At 52.8% G+C, this 15567-nt stretch carries 14 protein-coding genes, 3 tRNA genes and 1 other RNA gene; 1 reads left to right on the top strand and 17 read right to left on the bottom strand.

All coding sequences use genetic code 11. From position 1 onward, the window contains the following. Window positions 1–45: 45 nt before the first annotated feature. From G5B42_RS09195 to G5B42_RS09185, 3 genes are all read right to left on the bottom strand, one after another. Entirely contained in the window at window positions 46–1191 is a 1146-nt protein-coding gene (locus tag G5B42_RS09195; protein ID WP_181340180.1) for a peptidoglycan-binding domain-containing protein, read from the bottom strand. 151 nt (window positions 1192–1342) lie between these two features. Then, window positions 1343–2959 carry a rhomboid family protein gene (locus tag G5B42_RS09190; RefSeq protein WP_181340179.1) on the bottom strand — a complete coding sequence of 539 codons (1617 nt, stop codon included), beginning with the start codon at window positions 2957–2959 and terminating at the stop codon, window positions 1343–1345. Between the two features lie 99 nt (window positions 2960–3058). Further along, window positions 3059–3307 carry a hypothetical protein gene (locus G5B42_RS09185; RefSeq protein WP_181340178.1) on the bottom strand — a complete coding sequence of 83 codons (249 nt, stop codon included), beginning with the start codon at window positions 3305–3307 and terminating at the stop codon, window positions 3059–3061. Between the two features lie 68 nt (window positions 3308–3375). On the opposite strand from G5B42_RS09185, the gene G5B42_RS09180 reads away from it, so the two are divergent. Further along, window positions 3376–3789 carry a hypothetical protein gene (locus G5B42_RS09180; RefSeq protein ID WP_181340177.1) on the top strand — a complete coding sequence of 138 codons (414 nt, stop codon included), beginning with the start codon at window positions 3376–3378 and terminating at the stop codon, window positions 3787–3789. A gap of 47 nt (window positions 3790–3836) precedes the next feature. On the opposite strand, the gene spoVT is transcribed toward G5B42_RS09180, so the two are convergent. The 14 genes from spoVT to tadA form a co-directional block, all read right to left on the bottom strand. Continuing rightward, the gene (gene spoVT / locus G5B42_RS09175) at window positions 3837–4400 is read right to left on the bottom strand and encodes a stage V sporulation protein T (protein ID WP_181340176.1); all 564 of its coding nucleotides are present in this window, start codon (window positions 4398–4400) and stop codon (window positions 3837–3839) included. 223 nt (window positions 4401–4623) lie between these two features. Then, window positions 4624–8097: a transcription-repair coupling factor gene (gene mfd, locus G5B42_RS09170; RefSeq protein WP_231133421.1), complete on the bottom strand. Its 3474-nt coding sequence runs from the start codon at window positions 8095–8097 to the stop codon at window positions 4624–4626. A gap of 239 nt (window positions 8098–8336) precedes the next feature. Continuing rightward, complete coding sequence (gene pth, locus G5B42_RS09165; protein WP_181340174.1) at window positions 8337–8912, bottom strand: aminoacyl-tRNA hydrolase; 576 nt, start codon at window positions 8910–8912, stop codon at window positions 8337–8339. A gap of 17 nt (window positions 8913–8929) precedes the next feature. Next, window positions 8930–9556, bottom strand: a complete 627-nt coding sequence (locus G5B42_RS09160) for a 50S ribosomal protein L25 (RefSeq protein WP_181340173.1) — start codon at window positions 9554–9556, stop codon at window positions 8930–8932. Between the two features lie 86 nt (window positions 9557–9642). Continuing rightward, a complete protein-coding gene (gene glmU / locus G5B42_RS09155; RefSeq protein ID WP_181340172.1) occupies window positions 9643–11220 on the bottom strand; it encodes a bifunctional UDP-N-acetylglucosamine diphosphorylase/glucosamine-1-phosphate N-acetyltransferase GlmU in 1578 nt (525 codons plus the stop codon). Window positions 11221–11321: 101 nt separating this feature from the next. Then, a tRNA-Gln gene (locus G5B42_RS09150) sits at window positions 11322–11396 on the bottom strand. 77 nt (window positions 11397–11473) lie between these two features. Beyond that, window positions 11474–11728, bottom strand: coding sequence for a septation regulator SpoVG (gene spoVG / locus G5B42_RS09145; protein ID WP_181340171.1), 255 nt, complete (start codon window positions 11726–11728; stop codon window positions 11474–11476). Window positions 11729–11850: 122 nt separating this feature from the next. Beyond that, the gene (locus G5B42_RS09140; RefSeq protein WP_181340170.1) at window positions 11851–12600 is read right to left on the bottom strand and encodes a nucleotidyltransferase family protein; all 750 of its coding nucleotides are present in this window, start codon (window positions 12598–12600) and stop codon (window positions 11851–11853) included. Window positions 12601–12610: 10 nt separating this feature from the next. Then, window positions 12611–13315, bottom strand: coding sequence for a GntR family transcriptional regulator (locus G5B42_RS09135; protein WP_181340169.1), 705 nt, complete (start codon window positions 13313–13315; stop codon window positions 12611–12613). 19 nt (window positions 13316–13334) lie between these two features. Then, window positions 13335–14210: a 4-(cytidine 5'-diphospho)-2-C-methyl-D-erythritol kinase gene (ispE, locus tag G5B42_RS09130; protein WP_231133419.1), complete on the bottom strand. Its 876-nt coding sequence runs from the start codon at window positions 14208–14210 to the stop codon at window positions 13335–13337. Between the two features lie 135 nt (window positions 14211–14345). Next, window positions 14346–14609: signal recognition particle sRNA large type (gene ffs, locus G5B42_RS09125), an RNA gene on the bottom strand. 118 nt (window positions 14610–14727) lie between these two features. Beyond that, window positions 14728–14817 (bottom strand) — tRNA-Ser (locus G5B42_RS09120). 44 nt (window positions 14818–14861) lie between these two features. Continuing rightward, a tRNA-Ser gene (locus G5B42_RS09115) sits at window positions 14862–14951 on the bottom strand. A gap of 100 nt (window positions 14952–15051) precedes the next feature. Continuing rightward, window positions 15052–15525 carry a tRNA adenosine(34) deaminase TadA gene (tadA, locus tag G5B42_RS09110; protein ID WP_181340167.1) on the bottom strand — a complete coding sequence of 158 codons (474 nt, stop codon included), beginning with the start codon at window positions 15523–15525 and terminating at the stop codon, window positions 15052–15054. Between the last annotated feature and the right edge of the window lie 42 nt (window positions 15526–15567).

The raw sequence follows: 15567 nt of genomic DNA, 5'->3' as shown, positions 1-15567 counted from the left end.
CCTTACCCTCCTTTCTAAGGCCGCCTTTTTTCGTTATAAGAATATTTATGCCAATCCGCCATTGTTCATTACCATCATCCGGGGGGTAGCTGAAAAATAGCGGTTCCCTTCCTCCTGCCAAGTTTTCCACCCATTCTCCAGCCCTGTAAAGACAACCCCACGCAGGTTTAAACGGTCAATCTGGTCCAGGATTCCTCTAATTGTCAAGCGGTCGGGAATGAAAACCGTTTTTGTCTCGTCTTTATACCGGTAACGATAAGAGAGCCACCCATACCGGCCAATTCTTTTCGGTTCCCCGATCCGGTTGAGGCGGGCCAGCCTTTTCTCCACCGGTGTTAAACAATACTCTCTGCCCTTATCGTCCAAACCTTTTCCGTGCAGGTCGAAATGGAGGAACAAGCGCGTACAGGGATAATAGGTTAAGAGCTTTTTAATTTGCCGCGGCCAAACCGCCAGCGCTTCGGCGTCGGAAATGGAGACCGGTACGGAAACAATGAGGGCATCCGCCTCCGTACTGGTAGGCAAACGGCAATGGTCCAAGTTTTGCCACCAGATTAGTTCGGTCTTGACTGTCCGTCGAACCCGCCGGAGAGCTTTCCCTTCGCGGCGGGACAGTTTTTTCCCGGACAAATCCACCACCAATGACGAACCGGCCGGGGGGAAACAGCCCGCGGCCAACGCCAAAAGCCGATCGGGTTTTACATAAATGAAGCTTGCTTCCCCGGGCATCTCGCCTCCCGAAGCCCCGGGCAACCCGTCGGTGGCGAAACCCCAGATCAATTCCCGCCTTTCCACCATGATTTGCTGGCCGGGGACAATCCGGCGGAGGCGACAACGGGTCACCGGATCCTTAAAGGCTTGCCCGCCTACCCCGTGCTGTACAGCCAGGGTTTGAATGGTCTCGCCTTCACCGCTCGTGATCAGGATGCGGTTGTGAATCCCACTCTCCGCCAGAAGCTTGAGGGTGTCCGGACCGCACACCCCATCAGCCGGAAGGTGGTAGGCTTTTTGAAAGCTTTTCACCGCTTCCCGGGTTAAAAGGTCATATTCACCATTAATCGCTCCGTCGTAAAGTCCCAACTCGGTTAAGAGCATCTGCAACTGCCGGACATCGTGACCACACACACCCACCGTCAGCCATCTTCGCCCCAAAGGTAACTTGCTGACCGGTAAAATCGCCAGACGGGGCATGACTCCCATCTCCCTTGTGTTTGGTCTTATTATGATATGAAAGGTCAGAAGGCATGGTGTCAATTACTCTCCCGGACGCACGCCCGCCTGGCAACGGCATAAAAAAAACGGCCCGTACCGCCGTTGATTCACAATAACATAATTAAGTTTTCTACTTCACACTTTCACCCGCTTTTTTCAGTTCCGCCAAAAGGGCTTGCGCCGCTTGGTTCTCCGGGTTGAGCTGCAATACCGTCTCCAGTTCCTTAACGGCATCCACCCACCGTTCCTGTTGATAATAAACCACGCCTAAAATATAATGAAACCCTTCAATCTTCAGGTTCAGCGCAATCCCCCGGACACAATCTTCCTCGGCACCGGCCAAATCACCGGCGTTATAGCGGTGAAAACTGCGGTAGAGATAAGCCCGGGCCAGTAAAGAACGGGTCTCACGAAGGTCGGGGTGCAGCTTTTGACTCTGCTCCAAATAATGCACCGCCTTATCCCACGCTTCGTCCACCAACGCCTTCCCGCCTTCGGCCAAATAGGCACCGGCCAGTAACCGGCTGGTCAACAATGACTCCGGATTTAAACGGTAGCTCTCCTCCAAAGACCCAAGGGCTTTTTCGAAATCCTCCTGTTCCAGCGCGAGGCGGCCGGTCTCCAACGGTAGATACCACTTGTTCGGGGGCGGCGTAACCGCATTTATGGTGGTAAAAACCATGACCAAGACGAGGAGAACCCGCCACAACCAGCGCCCGGCGATTTGGTCCCTTGTCCCCAGGCCTAAAGCGTAAGCCCAGAGCAAGCCACCGATTAAGCCCCCAAGATGGCCCATGTAATCGATCCCGGGGAGCACAAAACCAAGCACCAGATTTAAACCCAACACTATCCAAAAACTACGCCCGAACAACCCCTTCGCCACTTGCGGCCGGCGGATACTAAAGTAGATAAGGGCCCCCACCAGTCCGAAAATCGCCCCCGACGCGCCAACCGAAACCGTGTCCGGTTGGAAAAGAACGCTGGCCACCGTTCCTAAGAGCCCGGCCCCAAAGTAAATCCAGAAAAACCGTCTTTCCCCAAAAAAGCGCTCGACCAGACTTCCTAACTGAAAGAGGGCGAAAGAGTTGAAGAGAAAATGTTCCCACCCCGCATGTAAAAAAAGGGGGGTCAGCAACCGCCAATACTCCCCCATCCACAGACGGGGATTATATTTCGCACCCATGCCAATCAGAAAACTGGTCTGGTTAGTTGCCCCGCGGAGCATTTCTCCCAGAAAAACGAGCAGATTGATGAAGAGCAGAATATAGGTGAGCCGCGGACGGCCCCCCGCCGCCTCCCGGCGACCGCCTGGGATGCTTGGCTGTTCCGTCACAACCGCATTCGCCAACTGGACCGCCAAGAAAAGGACCCTTGCCTCGACCTGCCAGCGAAAATGGTCTTTGACCGTCGAAAGCCGGGGCCCGGCCATTTCCCAGATCGCTTCCACCCATGGCATCTCCCCCAGATAATCCAGGAACTTCTTTTCCCCGGCCTCCTCCCCGGCCGCCAGCAACAAAATAGCCAGCGACAACTGGGTCCGGTCGTTACGCTCCGCCAGGACGGTCTTGATGATAAAATCACGCCACTGGGCTGCCGGAGACAAGTTTGTCCCGATCAACAGCAATTTCCGGTGAAAAGGTTCTTCTTTCGCCAGAAGAACAAAGCCTTCTTTCGTCGGTGCTTCTCTGGTCTGGTAACCGATGGCGGTCAACCGGGATAGAATAACTCTCAGCTCGTCCGGGTTCATCCCAAACACCTTCCCTCGCTTTGAGTTATTTCGCGATCCGGCCGGAAATCCCCTGCCCGCCAACCAAACAAAAAAAAGCCGGAAACCCGGCTTTTAACGTTAATCGAAGGCAACAGTTCTTATTTGTAAATCGGCCATCTCAGCCAAGTCGGCCGTTAAACGGTCCACCGCTGCCGCTTCCTGCATCAACAGGACAATCAGACCCTTTTCCTTATCCGGACTGGGCAAGCCAAAGCGGCCCATAATATTATCACCATACTTGGTAATAATCGATTGGACCGCCGGTGCCAGATCGGCACGGTTTGGAACCTGAAGCCCCACGAGAAAAGTTTGGTCGCTTGGTGACAAGACAGGCACCACCTTTCCGCCAAGCGCATAATCTATCGTAAAACTGGGGCAAGGAGGAAACATTGAAGATGTCCGATCATGAGGTGAAAAATATCCCGAAAAAACGGATCTACCGCCGTCGAAGTGCGGCCCAGACCAAACCGCAACCGTCCACGCCGGCAAAGGGTTTACCCCCGGAAGACCTGGCTGCTTTTCAGGAATTGGCACCAAAGCTGAGCCCAAAAGGGCAAGAAGTAATTGCCCTGTTACTGAAGGTCTTCAACGAAAAGGGTGAACTCAATACGGAGCAGCTTTTGCAACTAATCAATAACTATGCCGCCCCGGTCAAAAACCACGCGCAAAAAAACCCGGCCAATCCGAATCTGACGCCGCTCATCAGCATGTTGCCACTTTTAACATCTTCCCTGAGTAACCAGGGCCTAAACCCAACGGTCCTCGCCAGTTTAGTCAGTATGCTGGCAGCCAGTCGCCCGCGGGACTAGGCAATAACCCCGGGGAACACCCGGGGTAGCCTCGTTGCTGATTGTTCTTATTGCTCCATTTGTTTGGCGAGGAAGCCCGCCGCCGTTTCCGCCACTTTAATCTCCAGTTCCCCCATGGTCACCCCGGGTTCTTTCGAAGCCAAAATCACGGCCCCGATCGGATCCCCTTCGGCAATAATCGGCGCAATAACTTGCGCGGTAAACTTACACTCGCCCTCCTCCTCGAGGATCGGACAAGTTTCGCAGTATTTATGGTCGCCGGGCGAGGGCATCAGAACAACCTTCCGCTCTTCAATCGCGTTTTCGACCGCTTTAGAGATCGGTTTATCAATAAACTCTTTTTTCGGGGCACCGGCGACAGCAATGATCAGATCCCGGTCGGCAATAAGGGAAATATGTCCGGTCGATTCATATAAAGAATCGGCATATTCTTTGGCAAAGTCCCCGAGTTCCCCGATGGGTGAGTATTTTTTTAAGATCACTTCACCCTCGCGGTCAACAAAGATCTCCAGCGGGTCCCCCTCCCTGATCCGGAGGGTTCTGCGAATTTCCTTTGGAATCACAACACGACCCAGATCATCGATGCGCCGAACTATACCTGTTGCCTTCATCCTTTTTCCCTCCTTCTTCTAAGTCTTCCATCCGCCATTTTTGGTGCAATGTCGTCAATGTTTCCGAAGCCAACCCTTCCTTCATTGTTCAGGATTTATTGCTATTTATTGATATTATATACCTTGCTGAGCAGGAATATTCATTTGCTGCTGCGGTCTGCAACTGACGCCGGATGGAAAACTGTCATGATTAGATTTCCCTGTCCAGCTATGAATATACTTCCTAAACAGACTTCTTTTCCCCTAACAGATAAAGGAGGGAATCTTTGACCAATTTCCAATTATCCGCCGTTTCGTATCCGGCCGTCCGCCAGCGCATAACCGGTTGGCGGCCCGGTTGGTAGCGAACCCGACCCTTATAACCAACAAGCAACGCCGTAATCCGCTCCGCATTCAAGGACAGACCAGGTAGGAAACGGGCAACCAGATCACCCCGTTCCGTGGTCACTGTACTGACCCCCAGCTGTTTGGCCAGTACTTTCAGGCGGGCAATCTCCAACAGGTTACGGGTGGCCGGCGGCAGTTCGCCAAAGCGGTCTTCCATCTCCGCTTCAACCTCATCGGCCTCCGCCAGGCTGGTGATGGCGGCAATCTTCTTGTACATCTCAACTTTTTGGGCCGGGTCACTAATGTAGTCTTCCCCAATAAAGGCATCCATGGCCACCTCAATGGTGGGATCCGGGGTGTCCGGTTTTTTCTCCCCGCGCCGCTCGGTAATAGCATCCTCCAACAAGCGGCAGTAAAGGTCAAAACCAATGGCCGCAATATGGCCGTGCTGCTCGGCACCCAGGAGGTTTCCGGCGCCACGGATCTCCAAGTCCCGTTGGGCGATTTTCAGCCCGGACCCAAGTTCCGTAAAGTCCCGGATCGTGGCCAGTCTTTTCTCCGCCACTTCGCTTAAGAGTTTGTCTTTCCGGAAAGTAAAGTAGGCATAAGCCACCCGGTTGCTTCGCCCGACTCTCCCCCGTAGTTGGTACAGTTGGGCAAGGCCCAGCCGGTCCGCGTCATAGACAATAATGGTATTTACATTTGGAATATCCAAACCGTTTTCAATAATCGTCGTACAGACCAAAAGGTCACTGGCTCCTTCGTAAAAGCTGAGCATCACTTCTTCCAATTGGTCCTCCGACATCTGCCCGTGAGCAATATCAATCCGCGCTTCCGGGATAAGCTGCTGCAGATAGCTGGCCATTTGGTCGATGGTCTTGACCCGGTTATAAACAAAGAAGACCTGTCCGCCCCGTTCCAACTCCCGCCGGATCGCTTCGACGATTATTTCTTCGTTGTATTCAATCACATAGGTTTTCACCGGATAGCGGTCTTCCGGCGGCGTCTCGATCACACTTATATCGCGGATCCCAATCAGCGACATGTGCAGAGTGCGGGGGATCGGAGTCGCCGTCAAGGTTAACGCGTCCACATTTTTCTTCAGTTCCTTGAGGCGTTCCTTATGGGAGACGCCAAATTTCTGTTCTTCATCAACGATCAGTAAGCCCAGATCTTTAAAGGCGACGTCCTTGGATAAGAGGCGATGGGTGCCGATCACCAGATCAATCGTCCCGTTTTTTAACCCTTTCACCACTCTTTCCTGCTCCGCAGGGGACTGAAAACGGCTTAGCAGACCGATATTCACCGGATAACCACTGAACCGTTGGGTAAAGGTCTGGAAATGCTGCTGCGCCAGGATGGTCGTGGGGACCAGGACCGCCACCTGTTTCCCATTGGTCACGACCTTAAACGCCGCCCGCATCGCCACCTCGGTCTTGCCGTAACCCACATCCCCGCAGAGGAGCCGGTCCATCGGGCGGTCGGATTCCAAATCCTTTTTAATTTCATTAATGGCTTTTAATTGGTCGGGAGTCTCCTCGTAAACAAATGCTTCCTCAAACTCATGCTGCCAAACAGTATCGGGGGGATACGCATAACCTTTGGCGACAAATCGGTCGGCATAAAGTCTGAGTAGCTTGTCAGCCATTTCTTTAATGGACTCTTGAACTCTGGTCTTTACCTTCTGCCAATCGCTTCCGCCCAACCGGTTAATCTTGGGCGGGGTCTCTTCCAACCCGATATATTTTTGGACCATCCCCACCTGGTCCGTGGGTACATACAACCGGTCCGCATCGGCATATTCGATCTCCAGATATTCGCGGATGGCCCCATTGATCTCCAGTTTTTTGATGCCAAGATACTTCCCGATCCCGTGGTTGATATGGACGACATAATCCCCAACCTGTAATTCCTCTAGATCGGAGAGTTTCAAGCCTTCTTTCGCGAAACGGGCCTTGCTTTTTTTCACCCGGCGTTGGTAGCCGTAAAGCTCAGTTTCGGTTAAGAGCAGTAGTCGATCGGTGGGAAGTTCGATCCCTTCCCCAAGGGAAAGGGGGGCCAGATAGATCTGTCCCGGCACCAGCTCACCGCTGCCGGGCCAGTCATTGGTCAAAAGATCTTCCGCTCTTAACGCCTCCGCCAGGCTGCGCCGCCGTTCCGTTCCCGGTACCCCCAGCACAACGGTCCAGCGTTTTTCGACCCGCTTCTTTAAATCTTGAACCAGCTTTTTAAATTGGCCGGCATAGTCGGGGGGCATCCGCATCGGAAAACTTAGGACGGTATCGATCCTGCTCCCTTTCAAAGTCCGGCTTACGGTGGAAAGATGAAGCCGGGCCCGGGCGGCCAAGCTTGCTTGGATTTCATTTAAAGACAGATAAATACGGGTTTCTTCCGGAAGAAGATGTCCCCGTTCGAGAAAGCCCCCGATAATCCGGGTGTTTTCCTCTTCCAGGGACCGCAGGTACTCACTGCCCCGCACCGGTTCATGCAGGACTAAAAGGGCATCCGGCAGATAAGCCCAAAAGGGTACAAGCTCGTCGTGGACCAACGGCATAAAGCGGTCCATCCCAGGAAAACTCAGCCCGTTCTCGATCTTCTCCAGTAACTCGGCAAAACGTTTTTGTAAAAAAGCGGCCCCTTCTTGGGACTTTTGATTCGTCTCCAGTTTACTTAAACGTTCACTTTGTTGCTGAACGACGGAGGCAATGGCGTGGCGGGCCGTGCGGAATTGCTCCGCGGTCCATAATCCTTCCCGGGCGGGCAGGATTGTGACTGCTTCCAGTTTCAGCATGGATTTTTGAGTCTCGGTATTGAAGGTACGGATTGAATCGATCACATCCCCAAAAAACTCAATCCGTAAGGGATCGGGTTGGTCTAATGGGTAAAGATCGATTATATCACCGCGAACACTGAATTCCCCAGGGGCCTCCACCTTGGGCACCCGGGTGTAACCAACTGTTACAAGCTTCTGGAGGAAGTTTTCCCGTCCCAACTCCTCCCCCATCTTCACCCGGGTGATGAACGCCGTCAATTCCTTGGGGGGTAATACTTTTCTCACCAGGGCCGGCCAAGAAGTGACCACCATCAGTTGCTCGTTGGCCAGAAGTCGGCTGAGGACGAGAAGACGTTGTCCGGCCACTTCTTTTTCGTAGGCTTCTTCGTGGGCCAAAAGGTCGTAAGGGGGAAACAACAAGCACGTTTCGGTGCCGACCAGGGCAGCCAGGTCTGCGCTTAAGCGTTCCGCCGCCGACGGTGTGCTGGTCACGATTAACATCTTTTGGTTCAACGTTTGCCACAGGGTGGCCAGCAGGAACAGGCTGGGCGTCCCGCGGACCCCCTGCCCTAAAACCGTCCCTTGTCTTGATTGCATAGCGGTAAGGAGTATTTTTGTTTCCGCCCAGGCACGAAGTGGTGCAAGCAGTTGTTCGAACAAGCAATTACCCCCTAAACAATAAACACACGAAAACACAACCAAGCGGAAGAAGAGGCACCCCCTTCTTTCCTTGGCCGTGCTTTTTATTATTCTATATGATGTCTTATTTATGACACCACGCTTAAACCGCCAAACCTCTTGTCATAAAAACATATGGCGCCAGGCGATGTAATATTCTACTCAAGCGGGACCGGACCATTGAATTTACTCATTGCTTTTTCGATTCCTTCTTCGCACCAGGAGATGATGGCCTGGGCGGCCCGGCGCGTAACCGCCGGGAGGAACTCCTGTTCTTCCGCCGTAAAGCAACCTAAAACATAATCAACCATCCCCTCCTGGTCGGGCGGGCGACCAATCCCCACCCGTAACCGGGGAAAATCGGGGCCGGCAACGGCGATCACCGACGCCAACCCATTATGCCCACCAGAACTGCCCCTCGGTTTCAAACGGATCTTCCCAAAGGGTAAGGCCATATCATCAGATATTATTATTACCCGTTCTAAAGGTAAGTGATACTGATCCAAAAAAATCTTTACCGCTTCGCCGCTACGGTTCATGTAGGTTAATGGCTTAACAAGATAAAGACGGCGTTCACCATCGGTCACCACCGCCTTGCCATAAAGCTTGTTATTTTGCCACCGGACCCGGTAGAACCGGGCTAACTCCTCCAATACCAAAAACCCGGCATTGTGCCGGGTTAGCTGGTACTGTTCGCCGGGGTTCCCCAAGCCGACAATGAGAAAATCCTTCATTCCCTTGTCCTCCAGTACTATTCCGTCTCTTGCTCGGGTTCGGCTTTCGCTCCCTCCGCGGCTTCTTCTTCCGGCGCCGCTTCCGCTTCCGACCGTGGTGCCGCAGCCACCACAACCGGTTCGCTCGCTTCCGTTACAAATTCAACCCCCGCCGGCGGTTGTAAATCCCCGACAGTTATACTGTTATTCATTGTTAGCCCGGAGACATCGACCTCAATCTTGGCCGGGATATCCGCCGGCAGACAGGATACTTCCACTTCATGCAGGATGGTTTCGATGAGCGAGCCGTCGTTTTCTCTTTGGTCCTCACCCACCAGAACAACCGGGACCTTTACCACAACCTTCTGTTCCATTGAGACCTGGTAAAAATCCACATGCAATGGCGTACCTTTCAGCGGATCATACTGGATTTCTCTCACCAAAACCGGTATTTCTTTGGTTGTTTTTCCCTTTTTCACTTGCAGGTTGATTAATTGGTTTAGACCTTTAGTGTTAAAGTACTTTTGGGTTTCACGCAGATTTAGGCTTAGATTAGCTTGGGTTTCTCCGTACAAGACCGCTGGCAGCAATCCCTCGCGCCGGAGGCGATGGGCAGCCCCTTTCCCGGTTTCTTCCCGGACGGTCGCCGTCAGTACGCAATCCATAGTTATCCACCCCCATATGCATCATCTTGAACCTATATTAACCATAACATTAAATTATTATATCATTAGATCCGATCACGGGCAAATTATTCACCGATTTTCCGTACCCCGGTTTTACTCGGTATCCACCCTTCCTTAAACGCTTTTGCCTTCAAAAGCGTTCCTCTTGCTAAACGAAGGGTTCCCTGATAACGCAAACTCGTCTCCGTCGGTTCACTGCCGTCGGTGGTGTAGTGAATATCAACCTCCGCAGTTGGACAGTTGATCCGGATATGGTAAACATCTTCCGCCGCTACGTATTCCTCTTGGAAAGCCACCGGTGCCACCCGGAAACTCTGGCGCGCCCGGGCCACGGCCACGCAATGGGCGGGAACATCCTTGGTGATGGTGGAGCCGGCCCCGACCAGCGCCCCCTCACCCACCGTCACCGGCGCGACTAAGTTGGTGTTACTTCCGATGAAGGCACCGTTTTCGATGACCGTAGGCCATTTCCGGACACCGTCATAATTACAGGTAATCGTTCCCGCGCCGATGTTAACCCGCGAACCAATGGTGGTATCACCAATGTAACTAAGGTGGGGAACCTTGCTCTTTTCGCCCACCGTTGAGTTCTTCATCTCCACAAAACTACCGACCTTCGCTCCATCCGCCACCCGCGTTCCCGGCCGCAAATATGTATAGGGACCGACCTCCACCGCCCGGCCCAACGTAACGTCAGTTAAATTACTAAAGGCCACCCGGGATCCTTCTCCAATCACAGACGAAGATATTTGGGTAAAGGGCCCAATCTGGCAGTTGGAGCCAATCTTGGTTTCTCCCCATAAAAGCACGCCGGGGTAAAGCGTGGTGTCCCGGCCGATCTGTACGCGGGGATCGATATAAGTGGTCGCCGGGTCAATCACCGTCACCCCCGCCGCCATAATCCGTTCTAAAATCTGCCACCGCATTTTCGCCTCGGTTTGGGCCAGGGCAATCCGGTCATTCGGACCCATGATCTCGTCCGGACGGTCGCTCTTCACCGTGGCCAAAGTTTTTCCGGCCGCCGCAAGCAAAGCAATGACATCCGTCAAATAGTACTCACCCTGCGCATTCTGCGGTTTTAAATTCGCCAAGGCGGAACGGAGAACCGGCATCGAGAAACAATAGATGCCAGTATTGACCTCCCGGATCTTTTTTTCATCAGCGGAGGCATCCCTTTCCTCCACAATTGCCGTCAACCAGCCTTCCGGGGAACGGATAATCCGCCCGTAACCGGTGGGATTCTGTAGTTCGGCGGTCAAAACGGTAGCGGCCGCCCCGGTTTGGCGGTGGACATCAACCAAGGTTTGCAGACTCTGAGTGGTAATTAAAGGGGTATCACCGTAAAGGACCAAAAGATCGCCATCAAACTCGGTCAAATGGGCACTGGCTTTTTTGACGGCATCGCCCGTTCCCAACTGTTCTTTCTGCCAAACATACTCGACCCCGTCACCCAGGGCCGCGATAACCTGCTCCCCTTTATAACCAACCACCACCAAAGGTGGTAAGGGCGATAATTTCTCGGCTTCCCATAGCACATACTGGACCATCGGCACACCACAAATGGGGAAAAGGACCTTCGGCCGCTCGGAGTTCATCCTTGTTCCCTTCCCCGCGGCTAAAATAACAACTCTTAGTTCGGACAAAATGTTTCCCCCTTAAAAAAATTGGAAGCCAATCATATTTTGGACGACTGAAGATAAAAAAACTCCGCCGAAGCAGAGTTCTCGATTGGACTTAAATAAAATGGCTGGGGCGGCTGGATTCGAACCAACGCATGCGGGAGTCAAAGTCCCGTGCCTTACCGCTTGGCGACGCCCCAACAAGCAACGTTTATTATAACAAATAGAACAGGGATTTGTCAACAACCAAAGCTTGCTTAATTACTTTATTTGGTTCTTATTCGGCTTTTCTGTATTCTTCTAAGATGGCGTTCTGGATCAATTGGCGGGCGTCCGCATTAATCGGATGGGCAATGTCTTTAAATTCTCCCGTTGGCGTTTTGCGGCTGGGCATTGCCACAAACAGACCATTCTGACCTTCGATCACCCTGATTTCCCGGACAACAAAGGCGTCGTCGAAGGTTATGGAAGCAATCGCTTTCATTTTGCTCCCATTGTCAATTTTTTTCAGCCGTATATCTGTGATGTTCATATTTTCACCTCTTTTTGGAAATAAAGTCAGCGCATAATTCTTTCGACAAAAGATCTGGAAATCCTGCCAATCCTAAACATTTGGTAAAAAAGGTGAAAATTATTCTTTACGGACTAACGGCTTTATCCTTTGCCAAGCAGCGTGCGGGCTAAGCTGAGGTCGCTTGGTTTATCCACATCCACCCCGATCTCCGGGTATAAGGAACGGATCCCCGCTCCCTTCACGTTAAAGATTGCGCCGACCCGCGCTTCAATTTCCTCGATTCCCAACTGCCCGGCAATGAGTTTCACCATAAACCTAATCCCCAGTAAACGACAGAGCTTAAGCGGTTGCTTCCGTAAAGCAAAGGCCTGTTCAATCCGGTCCCGAAGGTCAAGGAGAATTTTTGGGCGGACCAAAAAGATATTGCCACCGGTGACCACGCCCTCTTTTAAGCGGACATATGTTCTTTTGGTGGAGGGGTATTTCGCCAGCACCGCTGCTTTCGGCACAAACGAGTAGTAAACATCCGCCGGTCGCCGCCGGCAACGGTCGATAAAGTCCCGAATCGCCTCTTGTGTAATGAAGGGAATGTCCGAAGCCACCACCAAAACATGGTCGTCCGTTTGCGTATGTTGTCCCGCCCGGATCAGGCTGTCGATCATACTTTCGCCCGGAGTAATAATTTGGACTTTCGTCCATTTCTGCGCGGGAACAATTCCCGGAGGAACCACCGCCAGAATCCGGTTGATCTCTTCCATCCCGGCCAGCACTTCGATCACATACTCCACCATCGGACGGTTGTTGATCCGGATCCCGGCTTCATAAGGGGTTGGGTCGACGCTTTTAAGGGCCCCGGTATTCCGCCCGCCGCCAAGCACAATTGCCTCCATTTGCTCACCCCTAGGACTCTTCGGTCGGCGCATTGGGTTTTTCCAACCGTAGAACTTGCATTATGCTGTTCTCCGCATTTTCGATGTGTTCCTGTGCCAATTTCCGCGCCAGTTCCGGATCGCGGGCGGAGATTGCATCAACGATCTCCCGGTGCTCTTCAAAGGCTCTTTTCATTCTCCCCGGATAGGAAAGCGAGGTCTGACGAAAACGCTGAATCTGTTCCCTTAAATTGTTGATAATCTGGCCTAACCGCTCGTTCCGGCTGGCTTGGTATAAAATCTGGTGGAAACCGGTGTCCACCTCAACCATTCCGTCGAGATCCGCATTGCCAATTAGTTCCGACGACCGGACCAAGTGGCGCTGTAACTCCTCCAGCTCCTGATCGGTAATCCGTTCCGCCGCCAGCGCCGCCGCCAATCCCTCCAACGCTCCCCGGATCTCAAAGACTTCCACCACATCTTTCAGGGAGAAACTAGCCACATAAGCCCCTTTCCGGGGAACCATCAAGACGAGCCCTTCCAGTTCCAGTTTGCGGATGGCTTCCCGGATCGGCGTCCGGCTGACTCCCAACTCCTCCGCCAATTGAATCTCCATCAAACGCTCCCCCGGAGCTAACTGTCCCTTGATAATCGCTTCGCGCAGGGTTTCAAAGACCAGCTCCCGCAGGGGTTTATAGCTATCAAGTTTAATTGGAACCAAAGGTTCCCTTCCCATGTCTATCCCCCCTTCACGCTTACTCATCTACTTCAAGGCCGGCGGTAGTTAAGCATCCGTTGTAGGTCCACCATCCTTTTCGCCGTAAATCGGCAACTACTTGCGCCTGGCTCTCTGGTGCCCAGTCGGCCCCGAACACAAAGAGGGTCGGCCCGCTTCCGGACATCCGTACCGGCAGCCCCTTGTTGCGCAGCCAATCCATCACTTCTTTAAGCGCCGGGTAAAGGTTTAAAGTCACCTCTTCTAAACGGTTCCCCCAATACCGGGGAATTGCCTGATAATCGCCCTCCCGGATCAGAGTGGCGATTCTCTGCACCTCCGGATGGCGGTCCGCTGCCGTCAAAACAAGATTTCTGTAGATATGTACCGTACTAACGTTAAAAGGTGGCTTGGCTAGGAAAACCGGAAGGGACGGTAAGGGTGGCAGATCGGTCAATTGCTCCCCGATCCCGGTCGCCAGGACCGTCCCTCCCCGTAGACAGAAGGGAACATCCGCCCCGAGTGTTGCACCGATCTTTTCCAGCTCCAACCGGGATAAACCCAAACCCCACAGACGGTTCAACCCGACCAAAGTGGCGGCGGCATCGGCACTACCGCCGCCCAATCCCGCGCCCACCGGTATTCTTTTTTGCAGCAAAATCCGTGCGCCGGCGTTCAAACCCGCCTGGGCCAACAGTTTATTTGCCGCGCGGACGATGATATTCCGGTCATCAACCGGCAGCCGCTCACCCTTGATCTCCAAAGTAACCGTGGACGCCGGGATAAACACCAGATCGTCATGGAGATCGATCGATTGGAGGATCATTTCAACTTCATGATACCCATCCGGACGGCGACCAATTACATCCAAAACCAGATTAACTTTGGCAAACGCTTTAATCTTCACTTTCCTCATCTTTTTTTCATTGGCCATCACGGACAAAAAACCTGCTTGCTTTTGGCGTTTTTCTGTAAATATATCTATATGTTTATATAAATATATCTATATGTATAAAGACCCGCCTATGAAAGGCGGGTAAATTATTTTTGACCGTGCACCGGCTTTCGACGGACTCCCCCCGGTCGTACTATGATCGTTAGCTCCAACCAGGTTGCCCCGCGGCACACGAAGGAATCGGCTTACCGTTGCTTCCTCCCGGACCTGGCGGGGTTCACCGGTCTCCGTTGCGCAGGACCTGATCTTCAACACCACTTGTCATAGCCGGCACCGCAAAGAGCCGCCTCCCACCGGAATTCAACCCTGCTATAGCGGGTTGCAGGTTACAGGGCACCGCTACCTCCCCGTCTAGCACGGTCAAAATCTAACTCAGTCTATTTATTATAGCATTTTCCGTACCCAAAAACAAGAAACCAAAATTTCCCGGACCAAAAGGGGTTTAAAAAAACCGGTTACGCAACCGGTTATTTTTTTATGGCGGAGAGACTGGGATTCGAACCCAGGAGACGCGTTAACGTCTACACGCTCTCCAGGCGTGCGCCTTAGTCCACTCGGCCATCTCTCCGTAAAAGCTGAAGCAAAAATGGAATAAAGTCTGTAAAAATTAAGTGGCGGAGAGAGCGAGATTCGAACTCGCGAGGGGCGTAAACCCCTACCCGCTTTCGAGGCGGGCGCCTTCAACCACTCAGCCATCTCTCCTTTTTGACTTTACAGCAGTTGGACTTTGCTTTTCTTTATTTCGTAATTTTGATTTGATGAAAACTCCACTTGTATATTTTACACATAAGACGGCCGATGGTCAAGTCTCTTTCCCTGGAAACTCCCTCTTCCTCCGAAAGAAATCCGTAAGCAACCGGCCGGCCGGTTCGGCCAGGACTCCGCCGGTCACTTCTAACCGGTGGTTAAGTCGCCCATCATTGGCTATATTCATCAATGAACCGGCCGCTCCCGCCTTTGGGTCAAACGCGCCAAAAACCAACCGGTCCAGCCGGGCGTTGACCATTGCCCCCGCACACATCGGACAAGGCTCCAAGGTTACATAGAGCGTCATGCCATGGAGCCGCCAACTTCCCCGCCGGGCCGCGGCCGCACGGAGAGCAAGAATTTCGGCATGGGCCGTGGGGTCCCCCAGGCTTTCCCGCAAGTTATGGCCGCGGGCAAAAACCTCCCCCTGGTAGACCACGACCGCACCAATCGGCACTTCATCACGGGCTAAAGCTTTTTCCGCTTCCCGCAAAGCCTCTTCCATAAATTTTCGGTCGATCGCTTCCATCAATCAAAGCGGCTCCTTTGTGATCAAGTCCAGATTAGTGTG

The organism is Capillibacterium thermochitinicola, assembly GCF_013664685.1.
Taxonomy (GTDB): Bacteria; Bacillota; UBA4882; order UBA10575; family UBA10575; genus Capillibacterium; species Capillibacterium thermochitinicola.
The sequence above is the reverse complement of the archived record's forward strand: the minus strand, read 5'-3'. Positions and strand labels throughout refer to the sequence as shown.